This window comes from Bradyrhizobium sp. (genome assembly GCF_016213215.1).
Lineage (GTDB): Bacteria > Pseudomonadota > Alphaproteobacteria > Rhizobiales > Xanthobacteraceae > Bradyrhizobium.
The window spans coordinates 18,178-41,629 of sequence record NZ_JACRAW010000110.1 but is presented as its reverse complement, the minus strand read 5'-3'; the positions used below and the strand labels follow the sequence as shown (position 1 = coordinate 41,629).

Sequence of the window (23,452 nt, the reverse complement as noted above, 5' to 3'; positions counted from 1 at the left end):
TAACAGGGGAGCAGTACCATGGAGCATACGGCACCGCGCCGATCGCACAATCCGGTTCTCGGAACTTTCGAGGAACTCACGACGGATCCGCACTCGACCTCTTACGGCTATGCCCACGCGGAAACGTCGCGTTATCCCTCACACGATCCCATGCCACTGTTTCTGTCCGATCCGGATGGCGAGCCTGATCCGCAGGAGTTCTCAATGCCTTCCGAGCGCGGGAGCAAGCTTACCAAGCGCATTCTGGCCGTATTCCTGGCATGTTCCGGCGTCGCAATCCTGGGAGCGGTCTTCTATTCCGACGACGCACGGGTGGTCATCGCCAATGCGAAAGCGTCGATCAGCAACGTCATCGCGGAACAGACTGCGCCACCGCATGCGGAACCGGTCGTTCACAAGATACCATCCAAGGATCCGGCTCGCGTCACCAACCCGATCGTCCTGGTGCGCGCCGACGCGAACGAGATTTCGTCACAGGCGGGACCGAGCCGTGACGCGATCGCGACAGCCTACCAATCCGCGCTGCAAAGCCGGGCTCCGGCCGCCGCTCCGCTTCCGGCGGCGCCCGCACCTGCTGCCCCCGCTGCGGCTGCGGTACCCGCTCCGGCTCCGGTAGCGGCTCCGGTTGCGGCACCGTCTCCGGTTGCGGCACCGGCAAAGACCCTCGATCCAGAGACGCTTTCGGCGCTGATGAACCGCGCCAAGGGCATGCTCGAGGTCGGCGACATTGCGCCTGCGCGGCTGTTACTTGAACGCGCCGCGAATTCGCACGACCCAACTGCGGCGTTCCTGCTGGCACAGACCTACGACCCGGTCGTGCTCGGCACGCGCGATATCCGCACCATCACGCCCGATCCGGCCATCGCGCGGGACTGGTATCAGAAAGCGGCCCGCCTCGGCTCGAATGAGGCGCGAGCGCGCCTGGCTCAACTTCAAAACTAGTATTTAAGATCAAACCAGCGGTGACCACATGCACAACTACCTGAGGGTGGCGCTAGCAGCCGCCATGACGATGGCCTGCGCCTTCACGGCACGCGCCGACCAAACGGAATACGACCCGACCAAGATCAGCGACAGCCTGAAAGCAATCTTCCAGTTCGGGTCGGTCCAGACCAAGCAGGCGCTGAACGCCAATACGGTCACCCTGATTTCCGGCACCATCGGCGGCACCTATGTGCAGTTCGGTGCCGACCTCGCCTCCGTGCTCGACGACGGCAACAAGTTGCGCGTACTGCCGATCGTCGGGCGCGGGTCCGTGCAAAGCGTGGCCGACATCCTGTTCCTGCAGGGCGTCGACCTCGGCATCGTGCGCTCGGACACGCTCGACTTTCTGGAGCGGAAGGGCTTCGCCAAAGACATCAAGAAGCAGTTCACCTATGTGACCAAGCTCTACAATGAAGAGATGCATGTCCTCGCCGCCAAGTCCGTGCGCAACCTGAAGGAGCTGGACGGCAAGACCATCAGCGTCGACCTGCCCAACGGCGGCACCTTCGTCACGGCCCTGACCGTGTTCGAGCGGCTCGGGATGAAGCCCAACGTGGTTTATATTGAGCAGCGGATTGCGATGGAGAAACTGAAGAAGGGCGAAATCGACGCCGTGATCGTCTGCGGCGGCAGGCCGTACAAGTCAGTCTCTACGTTCAAGGACGACCGATTCCATCTCGTACACGTCGATTACGACAAGGCGCTGCAAGGCGACTATCTGCCGGCCACCTTGTCGTCGGCGGACTATCCGAACCTGATTGCAAACGGCGAGCGCGTCGACACGATCGCCGTGCCGGCGGTGCTGGCGGCCTACAACTGGGCGCCCAACACCGATCGCTATCGCAAGCTCGCAACCTTCGTCGACGCCTTCTTCGCGAAGTTCCCCGCCTTCCAGAACCCGCCCTTCCATCCGAAGTGGAAGGAGGTTTCGCTCGCGGCTCCCCTTGCCGGCTGGAATCGTCTCCCCGTCGCGCAACAGTGGCTGGACCAGCACGGCGTGGAGCCGGTGGCACGGCAACGCTTCGAGACCTTCCTGAAGCAGAGCCCCGCCGCGGCGGCGAAGGTGCAGTCGGACGCCGATAAGGAAGCGCTATTCCGGCAATTCCAGGCTTGGGAAGCCGAGAGGAACGCACGGGCTCAGGCAACCACGGGCAAGCAGCGCTAGAGAACGCCGTTGCGACAGCGCAGCGATGCGCTCAAACTTTCATCGCCCGGCCTGGTCGGGCGATGAAATATTTCTGAAATGGCAGAGCCGAAGCTGAATCCGCGGCCAAGTTGCTAGTGGGCCTCTGCCGCAGCATCCCCACTGCCGCGCTTCAGCGCGGCGCGGGCGGCGTCGCGGTGCTCCGGGGTGATGTGGGTCGCGACGAGGCGGATCGCAGTCGCCAGGATTGCGGCGTCATCGGTGAAGCCGAGCATCGGCAGCATGTCGGCGACGAAGTCGAACGGCAGGATGAAATAGGCGATCGCGCCAAGCAGGGAGGCCTGGACGTGACGCGGGGTCTGCCGGTCGAACGCGCAGTAATAGGCGGCGAGCAGATCTTCCGCGAACGGCAACCGCGCCATGACGCGCTTGAACTTTCGCCAGAAACGCCGGCGCACGCTCTCGCGATCCTGCGCCAGACGGTCGGCGGGCTCAAAGCCCACGCTGTGTTCGCCAACCATCGTCAGTCTCCCGTTTCCCAACCGGCGCGACCGCTTGTCGTAGCCGATGCCGAAAAAGTGGGGATTTCCGATGCTCCCTGCAAGACATCAGGCGGCGCCGAACTGCGCCGCGATCGCGTCCATCGCCCTGGCGAGATCGATATCGCGCGCCGTGACGCCGCCGGCGTCATGGGTCGCAAGCACCACTTCCACCGTCCGATAGACATTCCGCCATTCGGGGTGATGGTCCTTCTTTTCGGCAAACAGCGCTACCCGGGTCATGAAGCCGAAGGCTTCGCTGAAATTCCTGAAGGTATAGGTGCGCCCGATTGCTTCCCGGCCGGAGATTTCGGTCCAGCCTGGCAGGCCGCCCAAAGCTTCCTTGCGCGCTTCCGTCGACAGCCGCTCAGCCATGAAAGCCTCCCTTTTCAGTGCAACCTTACCCTAACACCTGTCTGGGGAGGTGGTTCACAGGCCGGTTTTCGGGAGCCTGTAACCATGACGCAGATGTAAGCCCCTTCAGGCAAGGAATTTGCTAAGGTTCAAAGGTAGCTTGTTCGGCAACGTGAAAACGGGCGTAAAGCGATTGTTGCCAGATCCATGACCGGAGAACTGGACGTGACCAAGCCAACCACGCCGCCGTCGCCGCGTTCGGCGGTGCGACGCGCCATGCTTGTCACGCTGGCCGGGGTGCTCGCCCTCGTCGGTCTCATCACGGGCGGCTACTATTTTTCGATGCGGCCGGTCACCCTCAGGATCGCGGTCGGTCCGGCCAACAGCGACGACGTGAGGGTCGTGCAGGCGCTGACGCAAGGCTTTGCGCACAACCGCGCCTACGTCCGCTTGCGCCCGCTGCAGACCGATGGGGCGGTCGAAAGCGCGCAAGCGCTGGCCGACGGCAAGGCCGATCTCGCCATCATCCGCGGCGATCTCGATGTTCCGAAGAACGCGCAAGCCGTGGCGACGCTGCGCAAGAACGTCGTGGTGCTGTGGGTGGCGCCGGCCGGCAAAGGCAAGGGCCGCAAGGGCGCCAAGATCACCAAGATCACCCAACTCGCCGGTCATCGCATCGGCGTCGTCGGCCGCACTCAGGCCAACGTGAACCTGTTGAGGGTGATCCTGCAGCAATACGGCGTCGATCCGGCCAAGGTCGAGATCGTGCAGTTTCCGGCAAACGAGGCGGCGGAAATGATCCGCAACCAGAAGGCCGACGCCTATCTCGCGGCCGGTCCGGTCAACAGCAAGATCACCACGGATGCGATTGCCGCCTCGAGCAGGGATGGCGGAACGCCGACTTTCCTCGCGATCGACTCGGCGGAAGCGATCGTGCAGAACCATCCGGCCTATGAGGCCGCCGAGATTCCCGCCGGCGTTTACGGTGGATCCCCTGCTCGTCCCGAGGACGAGGTCAAGACGATCAGCTTCTCCCATCACATCGTGGCGCGCAAAGGTCTCCCCGAACCGGTCGTCGCCGCGCTGACGCGCCAATTATTCGCCGTGAGGCAGCAGCTGATGACGGAATTCCCGCTGGCTGCGAAGATCGAAACGCCGGATACCGACAAGGACGCGGTGATCCCTGCCCATCCTGGCGCGGCCGCCTTCATCGACGGCGAGGAAAAGACCTTCCTCGACAATTACAGCGATTACATCTGGTGGGGGTTGATGGGACTGTCGGCGATGGGCTCGCTCGGCGCGTGGTTTGCGGGCTACCTGAAGCGGGACGAACGCACCGGCAATACCCATTTGCGGGAGCGGCTGCTGGACATGATCGCGGCGGCCCGGCGCTCCGACTCGATAGAAGAGCTCGACCAGATGCAGGGCGAGGCCGACGACATCCTGCGCGACACACTGCGCTGCTTCGATGACGGCGCGATCGAGGAAGGTTCGCTTACCGCCTTCAACATCGCGCTCGATCAATTCCACAATGCGGTGGCCGATCGCAGGACGTTGCTGACGAGCCTTCCGCAGAACCTGCAACGAACCAGCGCGCAGTTCCGGGCCGCCGGCTCGGCATAGCGACGCATTCCCCTGACTTCGATCTCAGGAACCAGGTCTGTCCGCGCCTTCAACGCAGTCTGACGGGCGATCAGGGAGTCCATGAATGCCGATCCGAACGGGCAGCCTTCCGCGCGGACTGACGCGCCGCCGCTTGCTCGCAACCGGCGCCGGCGCACTCGGCGCCATCGCCATGCCCTACATCTCCCGCGCCGCGGACCGGCCGAGCGTGACCCACGGCGTGCAGTCCGGCGACGTCTCCGCCGACGGGGCCGTGGTGTGGGCGCGTGCCGATCGGCCGTCGCTGATGCTGGTAGAGGTCGCAACCACCGACACGTTCAGAGATGCGAGGAGCCTGCCGCCGATCGTGGCGCTGCCGCAGAGCGATTTCACCGCGAAGTTGCTCCTTCAGGACCTGACCAGCGGCCAGGACATCTTCTACCGCGTCCGCTTCCGCGATCTCGCCCACACGTCGATCGAGGGCGAGCCGGCAATCGGCCGCTTCCGCACCGCGCCCGGAGACAGGCGCGACATCAGCTTCGTATGGGGCGGCGACGTCGCCGGCCAGGGCTGGGGCATCAACCCCGACGACGGCGGCATGTTCACGTTCGCCACCATGCGCAGGCACCGTCCGGATTTCTTCCTGCACTCGGGCGACAGCATCTACGCGGACGGCCCCATCCTCCCCGAAGTGAAGCTCGCCGACGGCAGGATCTGGAAGAACGTCACAGTGCCGGAAAAGGCCAAGGTCGCGGAGACGCTCGAGGAATTCCGCGCCGCCCACAAATATAATTTCCTCGACGACAATGTTCGGGCCTTCAGTGCCGAGGTGCCGGTTTTCGTCCAATGGGACGATCACGAGGTCACCGACAACTGGTCGCCGTCCAAGGAGCTGCCGGCGGCCTACAAGGAGCGCAACGTCATGGCGCTCGCGGCGCGCTCGGCGCGCGCCTTCCATGAAATGTATCCGATACGGGATAACATCGTGGAACCTGGCCGCGTCTACCGCAGCTTAAGCTATGGCCCACATCTCGACATGTTCATGCTGGACGAGCGCAGCTATCGCGGCCCCAACGGCCCGAACCAGGAGACCTCTTACGGTCCCGCCAGCTATTTCCTCGGACCGGACCAGCTCGCCTGGCTGAAACGCGGCCTGCTCAACTCGCGCGCGACCTGGAAGGTGATCGCGTCCGACATGCCGCTGAGTCTGATCGTCCCTGATCCGGCAGGCTCGGAAGCTTTCGCGCAAGGCGATGGACCGCCGCGCGGCAGAGAGCTCGAAATCGCCGACCTGCTGCGCTTCATCAAGACGGCGCCCGTCAAGAACACGGTGTGGCTGACCGCCGACGTGCATTACGCCGCCGCGCATTACTACAATCCCGACAAGGCGCAGTTTCAGGAGTTCGAGCCGTTCTGGGAATTCGTCACCGGCCCGCTGCATGCCGGCACGTTCGGACCGAACCAGCTCGACAACACGTTCGGCCCGGAGGTGAAGTTCGCCAAGGCGCCGGGACCGGACAAGCAGAACCTGCCGCCATGGGCCGGCATGCAGTTCTTCGGCCATGTCAGGATCGAGGGCGCAACCGGCCGGATGACGGTGGCGCTGCGCGACCGCGCCGACACGGAGCTGTGGTCCACCACGCTCGATCCGGTGATCGGCTAGTGCTTCACGGAGGGGATGCGTCGCAGCACCGCGTCCAGCACCTCGCTGGAGCGGGGCTTCTGCAGGCGCGGGCGGCCGCAAACGCCTTCGGTGCAAGGACTTCGGCGCCATAGCCGGTGACGAACGCAAAGGCGATGCGCGTCGGTCGGTTCCTGGAACGAAACCACCAGATGTCTGTTCACTTGTGCACAAAGGGTGGGGCCGAGTGACGCTATGGTGGCGGTTGGAACGCAGGGATCTTCGGATGGATTTGAGGCGATCGATCGAGGCGGGTAGCCGGCCCTACAACAACCTGCTGCGGAGGCTGAGCGGTGCCGACTACGCGTTGATCGCGCCGCACCTTGCCCAGGAAAAGGCGCAGGCGGGCGTGCTTCTGTATAACCCCGGCGACGACGTGGAGACCGTTTACTTCCCCTGCGGACCGAGCCTTGCAACCTTCCTCGTCGCCAACGAGGACGGGCGCGACGTTGAGACCATCCTGGTCGGCCGCGAGGGCGCCGTCGGCGGCATCGTCAGCGAAGGATATCTGCCCGCTTACGCGCGGATCCTCGTCAAGTTCGGTGGTCCATTCGTCCGCCTGCCTGTCAGCAAGCTGCACGAGGCGAAGACGAGGTCCAGGACGCTGCGCAACGTCTTCGCGCGCTACGCCGACTGCATGCTGGCGCAGATCTTCCAGTCGACCGCCTGCAACGCCATCCATACGATCGAGCAGCGCACCGCCAAATGGATCCTGTCCGCGATGGAGCGCACCGACGGCGACGCACGCGTGCCGCTCACGCACGAGCAGCTCGCGACGCTGCTCGGCGTCGGGCGCAGCTACACCAGCCGGGTGATCCAGACCTTCAAGGCCGAAGGCGTGTTCGATACCAGGCGCGGCGCCATTCTGGTGCGCAACCGAGACGCGCTGAGAGACCGCGCCTGCCGCTGCAACGAATCCGTCAAGTCCCATTTCGATGAAGTCCTGCGCGGGGTCTATCCGACCGATGAGGAAGATCGCGCGACGGCGTAGTGGCGGAAACGGAATTGCTTGCCCGAGCAATTCATCTCTCCGCATGCGGGAGAGGAGCACAAACCGTGTTCCACGTCGACCAAGCCGCGCTAGTATCGCCCCATGAGTGGGGCTGTTCTTCACACGATCTTTGATGTCGCGGCATGGCTTGCGGCGGGTGGCGCGGTCTGGTGGCTGTCGCGCCGGGGCCTGCAATTTCCTTCGCAATCGTTCCAGCTGCCCTATGTGGCGGCTCTGCTGTTCGGTGCCGGAATGGGTGCCTATCTGTTCGGCACGCTGAACCTCTACTTTTCCGAGCAGCCGGGAATCGCCCGCTCGGTTGAAGGCGCGCTTGCCGGCGGCATTGTCGCGGTCGAGCTCTACAAATTGACGGCGGGCATCTCCTTGCGCACCGGCGCGCGGTTTGCCCTGCCGCTTGCGCTGGGCATTGCGATCGGACGGCTCGGCTGCTATTTCGCCGGTCTTGACGATTTTACCTATGGCACGCCGACGGCCCTGCCCTGGGGTCATGATTTCGGCGACGGCATCGCGCGCCACCCGGTGCAGCTCTATGAAAGCGCCGCCATGGCAGCTTTTGCCGCCGTCTACGTCATTGCGGTTTTGAACCGGAACAGTTTTATCGTTACCAATGGTTTTTACCTTGTTCTCCTCTATTACGGGCTGCAACGCTTCCTATGGGAATTTCTCAAGCCGTACGGCGCACTGATCGGCCCGTTTACGCTGTTTCACCTGCTGTCGCTGTTCATTCTGCTCTATGCCGCCTTCATGCTGGCAACGGCTTCCCCTGCAGGATTGCAGCATGACCGAGCTGCAGCGTAAGGCCCGCAACTATATCTTCTGGGGCCAGACCCAGTCGCTGTGCGAGACCTGCCTCGCGCCGGTAGCCACCAAGATCCAGATCCACGGCAACGAGGTCTGGTATGAGAAGCGCTGCGAGCAGCATGGCGTGCAATCGACGCTTGTCTCCACCGACGCGGCCTATTGGCGGCTGTGCAAGGACTTCATCAAGCCCGGCGACATGCCGCAGAGGTTCCAGAGCAGGACTGAATTCGGCTGTCCCTATGATTGCGGGCTGTGCCCGGACCACGAACAGCATTCCTGCCTCGCCCTGATCGAGATCACCGAGCACTGCAACCTGACCTGTCCGGTCTGCTTTGCCGAATCCTCGCCGGCGCGGACGACGTTCGCCCCGCTCGCCAAGGTCGAGAAGATGCTGGATGCGCTGGTTGCGAGCGAGGGCGAGCCGGACCTTGTGCAGATCTCCGGCGGCGAGCCGACGCTGCATCCCGGCTTCTTCGACATCCTCGCCGCCGTTCGCGCCCGCCCGATCCGGCATGTCATGATCAATACCAACGGCCTTAGGATCGCGCGGGAGCCGGACTTTGTCGCGCGTCTTGCGGAGAACAGGCGCGGACTTGAGATCTACCTGCAATTCGATTCGCTTGAGCGCGAGGCGCTGATCAATCTGCGCGGCGCCGACCTGCGCAGGATCCGGCAGCAGGCACTGGAAAACCTCGAGCGCCACGGCCTTTCCACCAGCCTCGTGGTGACCGTGAAGCGCGGCGTCAACGATCACGAGATCGGCGACATCGTCCGCCACGCCTTGAAGTGGAAATGCGTTCGCGGCGTGACGCTGCAGCCAGTGCAGGACGCCGGCCGCAACGAAAACTTCAGCAAGCACACCGACCGAATCATGCTGTCGGAGATCCGCAAGCGCGTGATCGAAAGCGGTGTGTTCGGCGAGGCCGACATGATCCCGCTGCCGTGCAATCCCGAAGGCATCTCGATCGGCTATGGCCTGCGCAATGGCGAATCGGTGCTGCCGGTCACGTCGGTGATCCCCAGGGAGCAACTGCTCGCGGTCATGCCCAACACCATCAGCCCGGAAAAATACCCGGAGCTGCGCGACAAATTCGTCGAGCTGTTCTCGCTGTCCTCGGGGCCGCTCAACACCAGCGAGCGCGTGGCCCAGCTACTGTGCTGCCTGCCGCAGGTCGAGGTACCGCAAGGCCTGAGCTACGAGAACATCTTCCGCGTCACCATCGTGCAGTTTCTCGACCGCTTCAATTTCTGCATCGGCAACGTCAAGCGCAGCTGCATCCACTTCGTGACGGAGAAGGGCGCGATCATTCCGTTCGACACCTACAATCTGTTCTATCGAAATGGGCAGATCGATCAGATCCGCGCGCGGCTCTCGGGGAAGACACGGACATGAGCGAATCCGGCAATGCGCCATCACCCCTGCCGCCAGCGCAGGGACGCAGCGGTTGGCTTACCGTGCTCATGGTCATTGTCGGCATCGTGCTGCTGCTGCCGGGCTCTTGCGCGCTGGTGATCGTCCTGACCTCGTTCTCGGAAGTCCGGAGATACTTTGACAGCGACATGGTGGTCCTGATCCTGATCCTCGTGGTCCTCGGCGCCGGAGGCGCTTTCCTGATTCGGGCGGCCATCCGCGGCCGGCGCAGGACATGAGCAACACCGAGAGCATCCCCTCGCCCCCGCCGAGCCCACCCCCGGCCAAGCGCAGCGGCTGGGTGACGGCGCTCTTGCTGGTGATAGGTATCGTTCTTCTACTGCCCGGCGTTTTGTGCGCGGTGATTTCCATAGACATTTCCACACACATGGGGGGCGGCTTCTCCCCCGATCCGTTGACACTCGGGGTCGCGCTCCTGGCAATGGGCGGTACCGCGCTGATCTTTTTTGCCATCCTGAGAGGCCGAGCTTCGCCACCATGAGCGACACCGAGAACAGCCCCTCGTCCCCGCCGGGCCCTCCCCCGGCGAAGCGTAGCGGCTGCCTCACAGCCGTAATGGCCGTGATCGGCCTCATCCTGCTGCTGCCGGGCTTCTGCGCCCTGTTGTTCGGCGGCGCTTTGCTCTGGGACAGGCGGATCGAGCCAGACATCCTGGCCCTTGTGTTGATCGGACTGGCGCTTGGCGCCGGCGGGATCGCGCTGCTGCGATTGGCCATTCGGGGACGCAGGAGCTGAGGGCCTGGCCGCCGAAATCCCGTCAACCAAGGGCGAAGCCACGCATTGTATTTTCACATTTCCTGAATATATTGCAACGCAAACGCGCTAGGTGCCCGGTCGGTCTGGCCGGGCTTCCTTTTTGGGCCCAATGCGCTCGTTTTCCACGTCTTCAAGCGTTGTCCCACGAGAGAAACCGGCTTTCCGGCGAGATCGCGCTTAACCCACTGTTCGACAACAAAAAAGATCGCTCATGAGCATCCGTAACGTCGCCATCATCGCCCACGTCGACCATGGCAAGACCACCCTCGTGGACCGCCTGCTGCAGCAATCTGGTACCTTCCGAGAGAACCAGAAGGTCGCCGAACGGGCGATGGATTCCAACGACCTGGAGCGTGAGCGCGGCATCACCATCCTGGCCAAGGCCGCCTCGGTGCAGTGGAAAGATACCCGCATCAACATTGTCGACACCCCCGGCCACGCCGATTTTGGCGGCGAGGTCGAGCGCATCCTCAATATGGTCGATGGCGCCCTGGTTCTGGTGGATGCCGCCGAAGGCCCGCTGCCGCAGACCAAATTCGTGGTTTCCAAGGCGCTCAAGGTCGGCCTGAAGCCGATCGTCGTCATCAACAAGGTGGACCGGCCCGATGCCCGGCCGCAAGAGGTCATCAACGAGGTGTTCGACCTGTTCGCCGCGCTGGACGCAACCGACGAGCAGCTCGATTTCCCGATCCTGTACGGTTCGGCCAAGCAGGGCTGGATGGCCGAGAGCCCCGAAGGTCCGAAGGACGCCGGCATGCAGCCGCTGTTCGACCTGATCCAGCGCCACGTGCCGCCGCCGCAGGTCGAGGAAGGTCCGTTCCGCATGATCGGAACCATCCTGGAAGCCAATCCCTATCTCGGGCGCATCATCACCGGCCGTATAACCTCCGGCTCCATCAAGCCCAACCAGGCGGTGAAGGTGCTTTCCGCCGACGGAAAGCTGGTCGAGCAGGGCCGGCTGACCAAGATCCTGGCCTTCCGCGGCCTCGAGCGCACACCGCTGGACGAGGCCGAAGCCGGCGACATCGTCGCCATCGCCGGGCTCACCAAGGGCACCGTCGCCGATACCTTCTGCGATCTTTCAGTCGAGACGCCGCTGCCGGCGCAACCGATCGATCCGCCGACCGTGTCGATGTCCTTCATCGTCAACAACTCGCCGCTCGCCGGCACCGAGGGCGACAAGGTCACCAGCCGCATGATTCGTGACCGGCTGCTGCGCGAAGCGGAAGGCAACGTCGCGCTGCGCGTTACCGAATCCGCCGACAAGGATTCGATGGAAGTCGCGGGCCGCGGCGAATTGCAGCTCGCGATCCTGATCGAGACCATGCGCCGCGAGGGCTTCGAACTCTCGGTGTCGCGCCCGCGCGTGGTCTACCAGAAGGACGACAAGACCGGCCAGCTGCTCGAGCCCATCGAGGAAGTCGTGATCGACGTCGACGAGGAGCATTCCGGCGTCGTCGTGCAGAAGATGAGCGAGCGCAAGGCCGAGCTGGTCGAGATGAGGCCGTCTGGCGGCCATCGGCTGCGCCTGGTGTTCTACGCCCCGACTCGGGGCCTGATCGGCTACCAGGGCGAACTGCTCACCGATACCCGCGGCACCGCGATCATGAACCGCCTGTTCCACGGCTATTCGCCGTACAAGGGCGAGATCCAGGGCCGGCGCAACGGCGTCCTGATCTCCAACGACCAGGGCGAAGCGGTCGCCTACGCCATGTTCAAGCTGGAAGACCGCGGCCCGATGATGATCGAACCCGGCTGGAAGGTCTATCGCGGCATGATCGTGGGCGAGCACACCCGCGACAACGACCTTGAGATCAACGTGCTCAAGGGCAAACAGCTCACCAACATCCGCACCACGTCCAAGGACGAGGCGGTGCGGCTGACGCCCCCGATCAGGATGACGCTCGAAAAGGCGCTGGCCTATATCGAGGACGACGAGCTGGTCGAGGTCACGCCGAAATCGATCCGCCTGCGCAAGAAGTTCCTCGATCCGAACGAGCGCAAGCGCGCGGAAAAGGCCAAGGAAGCGGTGGCTTAGGCTACCGTTCCTATCGTTCCTGCAAAGAATCCGTCATGGCCGGGCTTGTCCCGGCCATCCACGTCTTCGATACTTGGCGTGATTTTCGTGGATGCCCGGGACATCTGGTGCGAAGACGCGCTTCGCTCTTGCCCGGGCATGACGATGAACTCGGCGACGCCATGCCCCTCCCCTCTTCCGTCGACGCTGCCATCATCGGCGCGGGTGCCGCCGGGCTTGGTGCTGCCGACGCACTGAAGGATTCCGGCCTTTCCGTGATCGTGCTGGAGGCGCACGACCGGATCGGCGGACGAGCCTGGACCATCCAGGCTTCGCCGGAGGTGATCTTCGACGTCGGCTGCGGCTGGCTGCATTCGGCGGACAGGAATTCCTTCGTTGCCATCGCCCACGAGCTCGATTTCGAGATCAACAAGAGCCTTCCGCCTTGGGGCCAGCGCGCCTACGGCAACGCTTTTCCGCAGGAAGAGCGCGACGATTTCAGCCGCGCGCTCGAGCAATTCTATGAGCGCGCGTGGCAAGCCGCGCAAAAAGGCGAGGATGGTCCGGCCGCTCGGTGTCTCGAGCCGGGCAACCGCTGGAACCCGATGATCGATGCGATCTCGACCTATGTGAACGGCTGCGAGCTCGACCAAGTCTCGCTGTTGGATACGGAAGCCTATGAGGACACCAACATCAACTGGCGCGTTCGCCGCGGCTATGGCGCGCTCGTCGCCGCCTACGGCGCGAGCTGTCCGGTTGCGCTGAACTGCAACGTCACCCTGGTCGACCATTCGGGGAAACGCATTCGCCTCGAGACCTCGCGCGGCACACTCACCGCGGACAAGGTGATCGTGACGGTGCCGACCAATCTGATCGCGGGCGAGGCGATCCGATTTACGCCCGCGCTGCCCTCCAAAATCGATGCGGCGGCGGGCCTGCCGCTGGGTGTCGACGACAAGGTGATGCTGGCGCTGGAAGACGCGGACGCGTTTCCGACGGAGGCAAACCTGCGTGGTGCCACCATGCGCACCGCGATGGGCACCTATCATATCCGTCCCTTCGGCCAACCCTGCATCGAAGGTTTTTTCGGCGGCCGCTTCGCGCGCGAGCTTGAAGATGCCGGCAAAGGCGCCATTGCCGCGCAAAGCATCGACGAAATCGCAGGCTTTCTTGGCAACGACATCCGCCGCAAGCTCAAGCCGCTCGCCGAATCACGCTGGGCGACCGATCCTTTCGCGCGCGGCTCCTACTCGCACGCGCTGCCCGGCCATGCCGGCGACCGCGCCGCGCTGGCCGCGCCGGTGGAGGGCCGGTTGTTCTTTGCCGGAGAAGCGACGTCGCCGAACTTCTTCTCGACCGCGCATGGGGCGCGGGATTCGGGGGAGCGGGCGGCAATGGAAGTACTGGCAACGCTGGGCAGGTCTTAACGCTCGCGTCACTCAATCACGCGGGTCCGCAAATCATCGTCCGGCACGAAGCACGCCTCATATTTCCCGAAAATGCGATATCGGTTGCGGGCGACGAGATTATACAGGCCGTCCCGCAACGGCTTTGGGACGGCGAACAGCAGGCGCACCCAACCCCAGCGCGGCAGCAGCGAGAGCACGGTCAGTGCGGCGTCCGACTTGAGGAGCACCTCGCCACCATGAATCACGGCATTGGTGTCGGGATCGTCGGGGTCGATGCCGAACGCCTGCGCCAGGCGCGTGCCGTAGGGCGACTGGATCGGCGTGAAGCGAAAGCGCCTTGCCCTGTCGCGCTTGGCGACAAAGCGGACCCAGCGAGAGCAGAAGATGCAGACGCCGTCGTACAGGATCACGTCGTCATCCGGCCAGCGCGTCATCTCACCTGTTGTCCAGCATCAGCAGCGAGACCAGCATCAGCACGATCGCAGGTCCCGTCTTCACCAGCGCGCCGAGCGGCTCGATCCACAGGTCCGGCGTCAGGATCGCGGCGCCGACCATGTAGCCGAGCGACACGACGATGCCGGCAACCAGCCCGAATGCAGCCGTGCGGCGGAAGGCGATGAGAACGCCGATGGTCATGTCCATCAGGCTGGTACCGATGGTGACCGGATCGACCAGCGCCGACGGAAAGCCGTGCGAGCTAAGGATGCCGGCGGCGGCGCGATAGGACACGAACAGCGCGATGAAGCCGGAGGCGAGCCAGAACGCGACCAGGCTCGCGATCGCCAGCGCCTTGGCCAGAAACAATCGCGCGAACCATTTGTCCTGGATGGTGGCGGGGTGCCGCCCGATCATCTGCGCGATGGTTTTCGGGACGATGCCGGTTGCGGCGATCCAGGCCGACGGATCGCCCGTAACGCCGCGGCGGAGTTCGGCGATCGCCGTCGACCGCATCGGCGGAACCCAGCCAAGCCGGCTGGCAAGATCGCCGAGCCTGGCGCCGAGATCGAGCAGGAACGTCGGCATCACAAGGCGCGGCCGACTCTCCGTGCCGAGCGCAACGCGGAACTGCTTGATGACGCCGGCGAGCGTGATGTTCTGTTCCTGCATCAGGTCCCAGCTCACCGCCTTCAGAGCGGCGCTATCGATCTCGCTCGTGGCGAGAAACGCGATCGTAGCCGTGATGTCCTCGATGGCGACCGGCTGAAACGGCGTCGACATCTCTTTTGAGGGCAGGTCGAACGGAACAGCCGACAATGCGCGCAGCATGGCGCTGCCACCATAGGCGGCGGGCGCCACGACAAAACCGGGTCGCAGGATCGCATGGGCGATGCCGGAGGCCGCGATCAGGCGTTCGGCCTCGCGCTTGGTCGTGCTGAAGGCCGTGCGGTCGTCATTTTCGCCGCCTGGAATGGAAACTTGGACGAAGCGAATTGCGCGACCGTTGTCACCGATCGCCTGCAACAGGCGGCCGACGAGATCGCGGTGGACCGCGCCGGTATCGCTGCCGGGACCGTCCTGCAGCACGCCAAGACAATTCACGACCATGCCGACCTCGTGCTCGTTCAAGAGGCGCGCCAGCGCCGCAGCATCCATGGACAGGATCGGCAGTTCCAGATCGAGCGGGTCCATCCGCTGACCGGGCGAGAATTTCCGCGCAACCCCGATCACGTTGAAGCCTCGCGCGCGCAAATCGTCGGTGACGAAGCGGCCGATCAGGCCGGAGGCCCCTAACAGCAGGATGTTCGGTGCAAATTGGCTCATCGGCGCTCAGAACGGTTTTGCAGTCATCAGCCAGAGGATCAGCATGACCGAGCCGAAGCCGGGAAAGCCGAACGCGAACCAGCGACGGAACAAGGTGAAATAGCGCGGCGGCAGCACCTGGTGCTCGGTGACCGCCTTGCGCGCGAGGTCGCGCATCTCGATCTGCATGAACACCACCGGAATCCAGAACAGGCCGGCCAGCGCATAGAGCGCCAGCGAAGCAACAAGCCAGCCTTCCGCCAGCCTGAACGACGACAGCGCGATCAGCGCCAAACCGGTAAGGGGCTGCAGGATGACCGCGCTCAGCGTGAACAGCGCATCGGCAATCACCACCACCGCCGCGGTGCGCGCGATAAAGGCGACATCGGAGCTGCGATGCGCCATCAGCATGAAGAAGGCGATTCCCGTGCCGGTACCGAGGATCACGATCGCCCCGAGCACGTGCAGGTATTTGAGCAGGAAGTAGACCATCATGGCTTCTTCGCCGCGACCGGCTTTGGCAGCTTCAGGGCGCGCTCCAATGCGGGGCCGGCGAGCCTGACGCCGGTTTCATTCTCGACCATCCAGTGACCTTCGCTGCCTGAAGCCGGCAGCACCTGAAAGTCGACCTTGCCACCGCCGCGAAAGGCATCGGCAAGCTGTCGCGAGAGCGTGGGCGAAAAATACGTGTCGTTGCTTGCCACCAGCCATGTGATTGGCACACGCGCTGCCTTGCCGAACGCGGCTGCTGCCGCGCTCAGCGCATGCGGCGCGCAGACCTGGTTCGGAAAGTCGTTGGCATGGCCGCCGCGGCCCGGAGCGAACGCAACAATGGCTGCTATCATTTTCGGATCTTCGCCCGCGAGAGCCAGCGCGCCCCAGCCGCCGGCGGAATGGCCGATAATTACCGCTGCGTCCCTGCGGATGAAGTTTTGACTGCGGAGGAACTGCAGCGCCAGCGCGATCTGTTCGGCGGTAGCGCGTGCCGCGCGATCATAGTCGGCCTCCTCGCAGCCGCCCTGATCCTCGGCGTAGCGTCCACCGGTAGAGCCATGGCCCAGCCGCTCGGGCACCAGCACGGCAAAGCCGCGCGCCGTCAGGAACGCGGCCAACGCGCGGTATTCCGGCTGCGCCATCTGCGCGCGACGGAGCGCGTTCTGGGTCGAGGCATGCGCAATCAGCGCCAGCCGGAACGGGCCATCGCCGGGCGGTCGGAACAGCACCGCATTCGCAGCCAATCCCGCTTCGGGCGAAGGTACCAGCCATAGCTGCCTGCGAAAGGGCTCACCTTCATCCCCTTGCGCCCCAGGCGGTTGGGCGCGGGCGGCGGTGCAAGGGAGAGCGCAAGAGATCACGCCAAACGCCAGCAGAGCAAAGAGCGCCTTGAAGGCCTGCATGAATAGCCAGGAGGAATTGCGAACCGGCGGGCAGAGTAGCGGGGACCGATTAACTTGGCCGCATTTTTCTGCCCCGTCATCGAAGGGTTGGGCGGCTTTCCGGAGAGTTACGGGGGCGCGCAGCGAGGCACTGTCCTTTTTCGGTACAAGTCGGCCCGATACTGATGCATAAAATCCACAGGTTAACCGATAATTAACGATAGACCTTGAAGCCGGCCCATCGACTTGCTTTGATCCCGAGCCATGAGCACTACCCTGATCGAAGTCCGGTCGGCCAAGCCCGCTGATGCGGTGGAGGTGGCGACAACGCATGACGAAGCCTGGCGCTCGGCCTATCAGGGCATCATTCCCGGTGCCGAGCTCGAGAAGCTGATCAACCGGCGCGGCTCGCAATGGTGGGACAGCGCGATCCGCAAGGGCAGCCGGGTGAGCGTGCTGGTGTTCGGCGACAGGATAGCCGGCTACGCCAATTACGGACGCAACCGCGCCCGTAGCCTGCATTTCGACGGCGAGATCTACGAGCTCTATCTGCGCCCCGAGTTCCAGGGCCTCGGTTTCGGCCGGCGCCTGTTCACGGCGGCCCGTCGCGACCTGGTCCAGAGCGGCCTGAAGAGCATGGTGGTATGGGCGTTGTCGGACAACGATCCGGCAACCGAGTTCTACCGTGCCCTCGGCGGCCGAATGGTGGCGCGGTCGTCCGAGCGGTTCGGACCGAAGTCGCTCGACAAAATCGCCTTCGCCTGGACGACGAACTAGAGCGGATCGGGCCCGAGAGCCCGCGGCAGGTATAACGGGCGCCGCTTCTCCGAGAAGATTATGCTCGACCGGAAAATCCGAGACGCAATGATGATTCAATGTCGTCTCACCGCACTTTAGGCATGGTTTCTGCTTTTATTGATGCCGTGATCGGCACTGCCGGAGCTTGAACCTGGTCATAAGACCCGGCGTCGTTTACCCGAGCCGTAACTGCCAAGATAACTGCCAAGCCCAACGGAGCCCTTACATGCGCATTGATGCCGTCTCGATCGGGATCGACCCGCCGCGCGAAGTCAATGTCATCATCGAAGTGCCGGTCGGCGGCGAGCCGATCAAATACGAGATGGACAAGGATGCCGGCACGCTGGTGGTCGACCGTTTCCTCTATACGGCGATGCGCTATCCCGGCAATTACGGCTTCATCCCGCATACATTGTCGGGCGACGGCGATCCCTGCGACGTGCTGATCGCCAACACGCGCGCGATCGTTCCCGGCGCCGTCATGAGCGTGCGCCCCGTCGGCGTCCTGTTCATGGAGGACGAGGCCGGGGGCGACGAGAAGATCATTGCGGTCCCCTCCCTGAAGCTGACCCAGCGCTACGCCAAAGTGCAGAGCTACAGCGACCTGCCCGACATCACGCTGCACCAGATCCGGCACTTCTTCGAGCACTACAAGGATCTCGAAGGCGGCAAATGGGTGAAGGTGCTGCGCTGGGGCGGTCCGGACGACGCCCACAGGCTGATCGCCGAGGGCATCGAACGCGCGAAGAAGAAATAGGCCTGCGTGCTTCTCTTTACCTGCCCCCGCTTGGGGCGGAGATTACACCGCCGGCTTGGGCGCGCCGGCAATGGCGCAGGCGGCGCGGAGCGTGTTGACGAGCAGGCACGCGACCGTCATCTGGCCGACGCCGCCCGGCACCGGCGTGATCGCACCGGCGACCCGCCGCACCTCCTCGAAAGCGACATCGCCGACGAGGCGGGTCTTGCCCTCAGTGGTCGGCAACCGGTTGATGCCGACGTCGATCACCGTGGCGCCCGGTTTGACCCAGTCGGCGCGCACCATTTCCGGGCGGCCCACCGCGGCATAGACGAGGTCGGCGCGCCTGGTGAGCTCGGGCAGGTCGCGCGAGCGCGAATGCGCAATCGTCACCGTGGCGTTTTCGTTCAGGAGCAGCTGCAGGAGGGGCCGGCCCACCAGGTTTGAGCGGCCGATGACGATGGCGTTCATGCCCTCGATCGAGGCGTGCACGCTCTTGGTGAGAATGATGCAGCCGAGCGGCGTGCAGGGCGACAGCGCGGCGAAGCCGCCGGCGAGGCGTCCGGCATTGTGCGGATGCAGCCCGTCGACGTCCTTGGCCGGATCGATGGCATTGATGATGGTCTCGGTATGCAGCCCCTTGGGCAACGGCAGCTGGACCAGAATGCCGTGAACGGCGGGATCGCGGTTGAGCCTGGCGATCAGCGCGAGCAATTCGTCCTGCGAGACGTCGGCCGGCAGCTTGTGCTCAAACGAGGCCATGCCGGCGGCCTGGGTCTGGGTATGCTTGCTGCGGACATAGACTTCGCTGGCCGGATCGTTGCCGACCAGCACAACCGCCAGCCCGGGCAGCAGATTGTGCTCGCGCTTCACGCGCGCCACTTCGTCCGCAACGCGGGCACGAAGCTCGGCGGCAATGGTTTTTCCATCGATGATCCGGGCCGTCATTCTCGTTCCTTCACTGCTTTTAGTTTGTAGTTTGCCGAGGTGAGCGCCCGCAGGGCCTCTCCAAGCCGCGTCGGGTCGCCGTCGATCGCGACCTGCTTCAGCCGCGAAGTGGCGCCAGAGAGCAGCCGGACATCGGCTTTGCGCAGTCCCAGCGCCTTCGCCAGGAGCTCGGTCACGGCGCGGTTGGCCTCGCCGCCGTCGGCGACGGCGCGGACCCGCACCTTGAGCACGCTGCGGCCATCGGAAAGCGTTTCAATGCCGTCGATCCCATCGCGGCCGCCTCGCGGCGTCACCCGAAGGGCGACGCTGAGGCCACCGGTTGCAGGTCGCCACGGGTCCATTCTCGAGGCTGCGCCCTCAAACTACGTTCGGGTAGACGTAGTACATGATCACCCGTTCGACGAACAGGATGATCAGGATCAGGATAATCGGCGAGATATCGATGCCGCCGAGATTGGGCAGGAGATTGCGGATCGGGGCCAGCGCAGGCTCCGTGATCCGGTACAGGAATTCCGCCACCGCCGAGACGAACTGATTGCGGGTATTCACCACGTTGAAGGCGATCAGCCACGACAGGATCGCCGAGGCGATCAGCAGCCAGACGTAGAGATCGAGCACGATAATGATGATGTCGAGAACAGCACGCATGGCTTTGAAACTCGGCTCCGGGCCCTGAATCGGACAATTTGCTAAATACCGGTTCCCCCCCTGGCAAACAAGGGAACTTGGCGCCAGGTGCGCCGAAAACGGGGGTCTGGCCGTCCTTGACTTGACCTTGGCGCGGACTTAAATGGCGACCGATTGTCAGCCGCGACCACCAGATGCGGCGACGACGGGGCCATAGCTCAGCTGGGAGAGCGCATCGTTCGCAATGATGAGGTCGGCGGTTCGATCCCGCCTGGCTCCACCACGCTTCGCCTTTCGGCCTTCCTGTGGCGCAGCGCCTGCCTGTCTCCATACCGTCATTCCGGGGCGCGACGAAGTCGCGAGCCCGGAATCCATAACCACGGACTGGGGTTATGGATTCCGAGCCTGCGCCTAACGGCGCATCCCGGAATGACGCTGTGGTGAGCGCTACGCCACGCGTTAGCCGAAGGGTAACCTACTTCCCCGTAAACCGCGGCGGCCGTTTTTCCATGAAGCTTGCGACCCCCTCGCGGAAATCGCTGCCTCGAAGCGCGATGAGCATCTCGCGGTTGGCGTCGATGGTGGCTTCCGCCAGGGTCTGGAATGGAACGTCGTAGAGCTGGCGCTTGATCACCGCCATGGCGCTTGGCGAGACAAAATCGGCAAGGTCGCGGGCGTAAGCATAGGTCTGCTCGCGCAGCTGGTCCGGCGAACAGAGCCGGTTGACAAGCCCGATGCGCAAGGCCTCCTCGCTCGAGACGCGCCGGGCGGACAACAGGAGATCCAGTGCGTTGGCGTGCCCGACGATGCGCGGCAGCATCCAGCTGATGCCGTGTTCGGCAATCAGCCCGCGGCGCGCAAAGGCGGTGGTGAACACGGTGTTGTCGGCGGCAAAGCGCAGGTCGCAATAGAGCGCATGCACCAGCCCGATACCGGCGGTTGCACCATTGATCATGGCGATGATCGGTTTTGCGATCGAAGGGTAGTAGCCGTAGCGCGTCTGCCAATCGGGCCCGCGGTTCATGTCGAACGGCGGCAGGCTGGTGGCGCGCCTGATATCATCGGGATCCAGGCCCTTCAGGGCATCCATGTCGGCACCGGCACAGAAGGCGCGGCCGGCACCGGTCAGCACGATCACGCGGACATTGTCGTCGGCAGCCGCCGTCTGCATGGCATGACGCACATCGCTTTCCATGACCGGCGTCCACGCGTTCATGCGGTCTGGCCGGTTGAGCGTGATGGTCGCGATTTTCTCGGCTACCTCGTACAGAATGTGCTCGTAGTTCATGACGCTTTCCCCTGCGGCTTGTTGTTGTTGTTCGGTTAGCGCTCGGAGCCGGCGCGCGAGCCTTTCGGCCGCGCCAGATACGCCCTGGTTTCCGGGCGATCGGTGAGCCATCCGGCCCAGCGCGAAAATACCTTCGCCATGCGCTCCGGCTCGACGCCGAGCTGGATCATGGCAACGCCGCCGTTGACCGATTCGCGATATTCGGCGATCAGCCCGTCGCGGATCACGAAGCGGCTCATGCCGTCGATGACGACGCGCTTGCCGTGAAATTGCGGGATGGTCGAGGTGAAGCTCGACAGCGACCAGGCATAGCCCTGATTGCCAACGAACACCGGATCGAACATTTCCCAGCGATAATCCGTCGCATCGCGGTGAAACAGGTTTGCCAGCATGTGCGCGATGTCGGCACGGCCGCGATGCGGGCCGTAGATGTAGTCGTAATAGACGGCGTCTTCGGTGAAATGCCGGGCGAAGCGGGCGCCGTCGCCGGATTCGGCGGACCGCGTGAATTCGTCCAGCAGTGCCGCGAACTCCTCACTGGTCATGTCGCCTCCCTTGCGCCCGCCTGTTGGTCGGCGAGCTTGCCGAGAGCCTAACACACTTACGGATCTCGCAAGCCGGCGAAGAGCGGCGGTGTCCTATGCGCCATGCCGGGGCTTGCGCGCGGAATGGCACGCGCACGGTCCATTCGGCATTAAAGTGCCGCGGTCCGGGCCGGTCGATTGCTCGGTCACCGTTTGCGCATCTGGAAAAGGCGCACCGCCGCGAGGATGAAGGCGCGGGGAAACAGACGGAGCGCAAAGGGCACCGGCTTGATGCCGAGGCCGGGCAGCACCATACGCTTGTTGGCCATCAGCCCGCGATAGGCGGCTTGCGCGACATCCGCAGCGGAGACATTGAGGATCGCCGAATCGAATCCCGGGGCAAATCCGGCGCGCGCCTGGAATTCTGTCGGAACCGGACCCGGACACAGCACGGTAACGCGAACGCCACGAGGCCCCAGTTCGCCGCGCAAGGCTTCGGTGAACGAGATCACATAGGCCTTGGAGGCGTAATAGACCGCCATGCCCGGCCCCGGCAGGAAGCCGGCGACGGAGCCGACGTTGAGAATGCCGCCGCGGTTTCTGATCAGGGTATCTGCAAACCGCAACGACAAATCGGTCAGTGCACGAATATTGACCGCGATGATGCCGAGCTGCTCGGCTTGATCGCGCTTGATGGCTTCGCCGAACACGCCGTACCCGGCGTTGTTGACCAGGTATTCGAGCTCGACCCCCCCAGCAGCAAGCGCCGCTTCGATCTTGTCACCAGCATCCGGCTGCTCCAGGTCACCGGGAATAACGATCGGCCTCTCGGCGCCCCGAGCGGCAATTTCGTTCGCCAGCGCCTCGAGGCGATCGACCCGCCGAGCCGTCAGGGCCAGGCGATGCCCGTTCGCGGCAAATACCCGAGCCAGTTCCGCGCCTATGCCTGCCGAGGCACCGGTAATCAGCGTCACACGCTCCGTCACGATGGAGATCTCTTAAACATTCGAAACCAAATTGAACGGAATCGACGAGAACATAGCCGGCGCGTCGGATGCAAGCGGCCGTCTCCGCATAGCTGGGTTCGCGGATGGCGCGGGACACGGCGAAATCGCTGTTTTGCTGCGGTTTATTTGCCGGCGGGGGCGCACATTAAACTTTTGTCATGCCGGCGAACGAGACGACCGGCGATCGCGCCGCCATGACTCAGTTTGCGACGGCAAACCCGCGCCTTGAGGCGACCACGCGCTTCAGCTCGATCCGGACTTGCGCGGACACGCCGAGCAGGTCCGAAGCGCGCCACACCACATTGTCCTCGAACTCGGTGACGGCGCCGTCGGCATAGACCAGCTCCCACATCATTTCGACAATGCGACGGCGGCCCTCCTCGTTTATGGAGCGCACGATCACGCTGGTGAAATGATAGAGGTCGACCGCCTCGCCCTCCACGTTGGTGGCCTCGGCGATCAGCCGGTCGGCGGTGCCGCGGTCGAGCCCGAAATGACTTTCGATCAGGCTGTGCAGCTTGCGCCTTTCCGCTTCCGAGGGAGCGCCATCGAGCGAGATCACGTGAATCAGCAATGCCGTCGCGGCGAGGCGGTAACCCGTGTCGTCGAATGCGCGATCCGGATGCGCATGCGGGGAAACCACGTCGGCGATGAATTGGCGTAGGCCTTCCAGCATC

27 protein-coding genes and 1 tRNA gene are annotated in these 23,452 nt (G+C 64.0%); 15 read left to right on the top strand and 13 right to left on the bottom strand.

Annotated elements, in window-relative coordinates; translation table 11 throughout:
* The first annotated feature begins 18 nt into the window (after nucleotides 1–18).
* The gene (locus HY852_RS19225) at nucleotides 19–942 is read left to right on the top strand and encodes a hypothetical protein (protein WP_291606373.1); all 924 of its coding nucleotides are present in this window, start codon (nucleotides 19–21) and stop codon (nucleotides 940–942) included.
* A gap of 28 nt (nucleotides 943–970) precedes the next feature.
* Nucleotides 971–2,149 (top strand): TAXI family TRAP transporter solute-binding subunit, encoded by a 1,179-nt coding sequence (locus tag HY852_RS19220; protein WP_291606372.1) that lies wholly within the window; start codon nucleotides 971–973, stop codon nucleotides 2,147–2,149.
* A gap of 113 nt (nucleotides 2,150–2,262) precedes the next feature.
* Here HY852_RS19220 and HY852_RS19215 read toward each other — a convergent pair whose 3' ends face one another.
* The gene (locus tag HY852_RS19215; RefSeq protein WP_291606371.1) at nucleotides 2,263–2,649 is read right to left on the bottom strand and encodes a YkvA family protein; all 387 of its coding nucleotides are present in this window, start codon (nucleotides 2,647–2,649) and stop codon (nucleotides 2,263–2,265) included.
* Nucleotides 2,650–2,736: 87 nt separating this feature from the next.
* Nucleotides 2,737–3,060: a 4a-hydroxytetrahydrobiopterin dehydratase gene (locus HY852_RS19210; protein ID WP_291606386.1), complete on the bottom strand. Its 324-nt coding sequence runs from the start codon at nucleotides 3,058–3,060 to the stop codon at nucleotides 2,737–2,739.
* A 237-nt stretch (nucleotides 3,061–3,297) separates the two neighbouring features.
* Here HY852_RS19210 and HY852_RS19205 point away from each other — a divergent pair, with 237 nt between their 5' ends.
* The 10 genes from HY852_RS19205 (at nucleotide 3,298) to HY852_RS19160 (ending at nucleotide 13,749) form a co-directional block, all read left to right on the top strand.
* Nucleotides 3,298–4,644, top strand: coding sequence for a TAXI family TRAP transporter solute-binding subunit (locus HY852_RS19205; protein WP_291606385.1), 1,347 nt, complete (start codon nucleotides 3,298–3,300; stop codon nucleotides 4,642–4,644).
* 85 nt (nucleotides 4,645–4,729) lie between these two features.
* Entirely contained in the window at nucleotides 4,730–6,286 is a 1,557-nt protein-coding gene (locus HY852_RS19200) for an alkaline phosphatase D family protein (protein WP_291606370.1), read from the top strand.
* Between the two features lie 244 nt (nucleotides 6,287–6,530).
* Nucleotides 6,531–7,295, top strand: coding sequence for a Crp/Fnr family transcriptional regulator (locus HY852_RS19195; protein ID WP_291606369.1), 765 nt, complete (start codon nucleotides 6,531–6,533; stop codon nucleotides 7,293–7,295).
* A gap of 102 nt (nucleotides 7,296–7,397) precedes the next feature.
* Nucleotides 7,398–8,114, top strand: a complete 717-nt coding sequence (locus HY852_RS19190; RefSeq protein WP_291606368.1) for a prolipoprotein diacylglyceryl transferase family protein — start codon at nucleotides 7,398–7,400, stop codon at nucleotides 8,112–8,114.
* Entirely contained in the window at nucleotides 8,095–9,510 is a 1,416-nt protein-coding gene (locus HY852_RS19185) for a radical SAM protein (RefSeq protein WP_291606367.1), read from the top strand. The genes HY852_RS19190 and HY852_RS19185 overlap by 20 nt, the downstream gene beginning before the upstream one ends.
* Nucleotides 9,507–9,767, top strand: coding sequence for a hypothetical protein (locus tag HY852_RS19180; RefSeq protein ID WP_291606366.1), 261 nt, complete (start codon nucleotides 9,507–9,509; stop codon nucleotides 9,765–9,767). Before HY852_RS19185 ends, HY852_RS19180 begins: the two co-directional genes overlap by 4 nt.
* Nucleotides 9,764–10,030 carry a hypothetical protein gene (locus HY852_RS19175; RefSeq protein ID WP_291606365.1) on the top strand — a complete coding sequence of 89 codons (267 nt, stop codon included), beginning with the start codon at nucleotides 9,764–9,766 and terminating at the stop codon, nucleotides 10,028–10,030. Before HY852_RS19180 ends, HY852_RS19175 begins: the two co-directional genes overlap by 4 nt.
* Before the next feature lie 74 nt (nucleotides 10,031–10,104).
* Entirely contained in the window at nucleotides 10,105–10,284 is a 180-nt protein-coding gene (locus tag HY852_RS19170) for a hypothetical protein (RefSeq protein WP_367116375.1), read from the top strand.
* 232 nt (nucleotides 10,285–10,516) lie between these two features.
* A complete protein-coding gene (gene typA / locus HY852_RS19165; protein WP_291606362.1) occupies nucleotides 10,517–12,343 on the top strand; it encodes a translational GTPase TypA in 1,827 nt (608 codons plus the stop codon).
* A gap of 161 nt (nucleotides 12,344–12,504) precedes the next feature.
* Nucleotides 12,505–13,749, top strand: coding sequence for an NAD(P)/FAD-dependent oxidoreductase (locus HY852_RS19160; protein WP_291606384.1), 1,245 nt, complete (start codon nucleotides 12,505–12,507; stop codon nucleotides 13,747–13,749).
* 8 nt (nucleotides 13,750–13,757) lie between these two features.
* Here the strand turns inward: HY852_RS19160 and HY852_RS19155 are convergent, their stop codons facing one another.
* Genes HY852_RS19155 through HY852_RS19140 form a run of 4 tightly spaced genes read right to left on the bottom strand, consistent with a single transcriptional unit; the run spans nucleotide 13,758 to nucleotide 16,868 of the window.
* Nucleotides 13,758–14,165: a thiol-disulfide oxidoreductase DCC family protein gene (locus tag HY852_RS19155; RefSeq protein WP_291606361.1), complete on the bottom strand. Its 408-nt coding sequence runs from the start codon at nucleotides 14,163–14,165 to the stop codon at nucleotides 13,758–13,760.
* Nucleotide 14,166: 1 nt separating this feature from the next.
* Nucleotides 14,167–15,492, bottom strand: coding sequence for an SDR family oxidoreductase (locus tag HY852_RS19150; protein ID WP_291606360.1), 1,326 nt, complete (start codon nucleotides 15,490–15,492; stop codon nucleotides 14,167–14,169).
* 6 nt (nucleotides 15,493–15,498) lie between these two features.
* On the bottom strand, nucleotides 15,499–15,966 hold the full coding sequence (locus HY852_RS19145; RefSeq protein ID WP_291606359.1) for a DUF2269 domain-containing protein: 468 nt from the start codon (nucleotides 15,964–15,966) through the stop codon (nucleotides 15,499–15,501).
* On the bottom strand, nucleotides 15,963–16,868 hold the full coding sequence (locus HY852_RS19140; protein ID WP_291606358.1) for an alpha/beta fold hydrolase: 906 nt from the start codon (nucleotides 16,866–16,868) through the stop codon (nucleotides 15,963–15,965). The genes HY852_RS19145 and HY852_RS19140 overlap by 4 nt, the downstream gene beginning before the upstream one ends.
* Nucleotides 16,869–17,111: 243 nt before the next feature.
* Between HY852_RS19140 and HY852_RS19135 the strand changes: the two genes are divergently transcribed.
* Nucleotides 17,112–17,624, top strand: coding sequence for a GNAT family N-acetyltransferase (locus HY852_RS19135; protein ID WP_291606357.1), 513 nt, complete (start codon nucleotides 17,112–17,114; stop codon nucleotides 17,622–17,624).
* A 247-nt stretch (nucleotides 17,625–17,871) separates the two neighbouring features.
* Complete coding sequence (gene ppa / locus HY852_RS19130) at nucleotides 17,872–18,402, top strand: inorganic diphosphatase (RefSeq protein WP_291606356.1); 531 nt, start codon at nucleotides 17,872–17,874, stop codon at nucleotides 18,400–18,402.
* Between the two features lie 42 nt (nucleotides 18,403–18,444).
* Here ppa and folD read toward each other — a convergent pair whose 3' ends face one another.
* From folD to HY852_RS19115, 3 genes are read right to left on the bottom strand one after another with little or no spacing between them, the layout of a single operon-like run.
* Nucleotides 18,445–19,329, bottom strand: coding sequence for a bifunctional methylenetetrahydrofolate dehydrogenase/methenyltetrahydrofolate cyclohydrolase FolD (gene folD, locus HY852_RS19125; protein WP_291606355.1), 885 nt, complete (start codon nucleotides 19,327–19,329; stop codon nucleotides 18,445–18,447).
* Nucleotides 19,326–19,670 (bottom strand): DUF167 domain-containing protein, encoded by a 345-nt coding sequence (locus HY852_RS19120; protein WP_291606354.1) that lies wholly within the window; start codon nucleotides 19,668–19,670, stop codon nucleotides 19,326–19,328. Before HY852_RS19120 ends, folD begins: the two co-directional genes overlap by 4 nt.
* A 16-nt stretch (nucleotides 19,671–19,686) precedes the next feature.
* The gene (locus HY852_RS19115; protein ID WP_291606353.1) at nucleotides 19,687–19,977 is read right to left on the bottom strand and encodes a YggT family protein; all 291 of its coding nucleotides are present in this window, start codon (nucleotides 19,975–19,977) and stop codon (nucleotides 19,687–19,689) included.
* A gap of 186 nt (nucleotides 19,978–20,163) precedes the next feature.
* On the opposite strand from HY852_RS19115, the gene HY852_RS19110 reads away from it, so the two are divergent.
* Nucleotides 20,164–20,239: transfer RNA gene (locus HY852_RS19110), tRNA-Ala, on the top strand.
* A 192-nt stretch (nucleotides 20,240–20,431) separates the two neighbouring features.
* On the opposite strand, the gene HY852_RS19105 is transcribed toward HY852_RS19110, so the two are convergent.
* The 4 genes from HY852_RS19105 to HY852_RS19090 form a co-directional block, all read right to left on the bottom strand.
* Nucleotides 20,432–21,244, bottom strand: coding sequence for an enoyl-CoA hydratase (locus tag HY852_RS19105; RefSeq protein WP_291606352.1), 813 nt, complete (start codon nucleotides 21,242–21,244; stop codon nucleotides 20,432–20,434).
* A 35-nt stretch (nucleotides 21,245–21,279) separates the two neighbouring features.
* Nucleotides 21,280–21,789 carry a nuclear transport factor 2 family protein gene (locus HY852_RS19100; protein WP_291606351.1) on the bottom strand — a complete coding sequence of 170 codons (510 nt, stop codon included), beginning with the start codon at nucleotides 21,787–21,789 and terminating at the stop codon, nucleotides 21,280–21,282.
* A 185-nt stretch (nucleotides 21,790–21,974) separates the two neighbouring features.
* Nucleotides 21,975–22,754 carry an SDR family oxidoreductase gene (locus HY852_RS19095; RefSeq protein WP_291606350.1) on the bottom strand — a complete coding sequence of 260 codons (780 nt, stop codon included), beginning with the start codon at nucleotides 22,752–22,754 and terminating at the stop codon, nucleotides 21,975–21,977.
* A 220-nt stretch (nucleotides 22,755–22,974) separates the two neighbouring features.
* Nucleotides 22,975–23,451 carry a TerB family tellurite resistance protein gene (locus tag HY852_RS19090; RefSeq protein ID WP_291606349.1) on the bottom strand — a complete coding sequence of 159 codons (477 nt, stop codon included), beginning with the start codon at nucleotides 23,449–23,451 and terminating at the stop codon, nucleotides 22,975–22,977.
* Between the last annotated feature and the right edge of the window lies 1 nt (nucleotide 23,452).

Bases quoted from the DNA above. Each gene is read 5' to 3' on its own strand.
- HY852_RS19105 (WP_291606352.1), bottom strand. From the start codon at position 21,244: ATGAACTACGAGCACATTCTGTACGAGGTAGCCGAGAAAATCGCGACC.
- HY852_RS19180 (WP_291606366.1), top strand. From the start codon at position 9,507: ATGAGCGAATCCGGCAATGCGCCATCACCCCTGCCGCCAGCGCAGGGA.
- HY852_RS19195 (WP_291606369.1), top strand. From the start codon at position 6,531: ATGGATTTGAGGCGATCGATCGAGGCGGGTAGCCGGCCCTACAACAAC.
- folD (WP_291606355.1), bottom strand. From the start codon at position 19,329: ATGACGGCCCGGATCATCGATGGAAAAACCATTGCCGCCGAGCTTCGT.
- HY852_RS19155 (WP_291606361.1), bottom strand. From the start codon at position 14,165: ATGACGCGCTGGCCGGATGACGACGTGATCCTGTACGACGGCGTCTGC.
- HY852_RS19135 (WP_291606357.1), top strand. From the start codon at position 17,112: ATGAGCACTACCCTGATCGAAGTCCGGTCGGCCAAGCCCGCTGATGCG.
- HY852_RS19185 (WP_291606367.1), top strand. From the start codon at position 8,095: ATGACCGAGCTGCAGCGTAAGGCCCGCAACTATATCTTCTGGGGCCAG.
- HY852_RS19160 (WP_291606384.1), top strand. From the start codon at position 12,505: ATGCCCCTCCCCTCTTCCGTCGACGCTGCCATCATCGGCGCGGGTGCC.
- typA (WP_291606362.1), top strand. From the start codon at position 10,517: ATGAGCATCCGTAACGTCGCCATCATCGCCCACGTCGACCATGGCAAG.
- HY852_RS19220 (WP_291606372.1), top strand. From the start codon at position 971: ATGCACAACTACCTGAGGGTGGCGCTAGCAGCCGCCATGACGATGGCC.
- HY852_RS19215 (WP_291606371.1), bottom strand. From the start codon at position 2,649: ATGGTTGGCGAACACAGCGTGGGCTTTGAGCCCGCCGACCGTCTGGCG.
- HY852_RS19175 (WP_291606365.1), top strand. From the start codon at position 9,764: ATGAGCAACACCGAGAGCATCCCCTCGCCCCCGCCGAGCCCACCCCCG.
- HY852_RS19090 (WP_291606349.1), bottom strand. From the start codon at position 23,451: ATGCTGGAAGGCCTACGCCAATTCATCGCCGACGTGGTTTCCCCGCAT.
- HY852_RS19225 (WP_291606373.1), top strand. From the start codon at position 19: ATGGAGCATACGGCACCGCGCCGATCGCACAATCCGGTTCTCGGAACT.
- HY852_RS19150 (WP_291606360.1), bottom strand. From the start codon at position 15,492: ATGAGCCAATTTGCACCGAACATCCTGCTGTTAGGGGCCTCCGGCCTG.
- HY852_RS19190 (WP_291606368.1), top strand. From the start codon at position 7,398: ATGAGTGGGGCTGTTCTTCACACGATCTTTGATGTCGCGGCATGGCTT.
- HY852_RS19145 (WP_291606359.1), bottom strand. From the start codon at position 15,966: ATGATGGTCTACTTCCTGCTCAAATACCTGCACGTGCTCGGGGCGATC.
- HY852_RS19120 (WP_291606354.1), bottom strand. From the start codon at position 19,670: ATGGACCCGTGGCGACCTGCAACCGGTGGCCTCAGCGTCGCCCTTCGG.
- HY852_RS19100 (WP_291606351.1), bottom strand. From the start codon at position 21,789: ATGACCAGTGAGGAGTTCGCGGCACTGCTGGACGAATTCACGCGGTCC.
- HY852_RS19170 (WP_367116375.1), top strand. From the start codon at position 10,105: ATGGCCGTGATCGGCCTCATCCTGCTGCTGCCGGGCTTCTGCGCCCTG.
- HY852_RS19205 (WP_291606385.1), top strand. From the start codon at position 3,298: ATGCTTGTCACGCTGGCCGGGGTGCTCGCCCTCGTCGGTCTCATCACG.
- HY852_RS19200 (WP_291606370.1), top strand. From the start codon at position 4,730: ATGCCGATCCGAACGGGCAGCCTTCCGCGCGGACTGACGCGCCGCCGC.
- HY852_RS19115 (WP_291606353.1), bottom strand. From the start codon at position 19,977: ATGCGTGCTGTTCTCGACATCATCATTATCGTGCTCGATCTCTACGTC.
- HY852_RS19140 (WP_291606358.1), bottom strand. From the start codon at position 16,868: ATGCAGGCCTTCAAGGCGCTCTTTGCTCTGCTGGCGTTTGGCGTGATC.
- ppa (WP_291606356.1), top strand. From the start codon at position 17,872: ATGCGCATTGATGCCGTCTCGATCGGGATCGACCCGCCGCGCGAAGTC.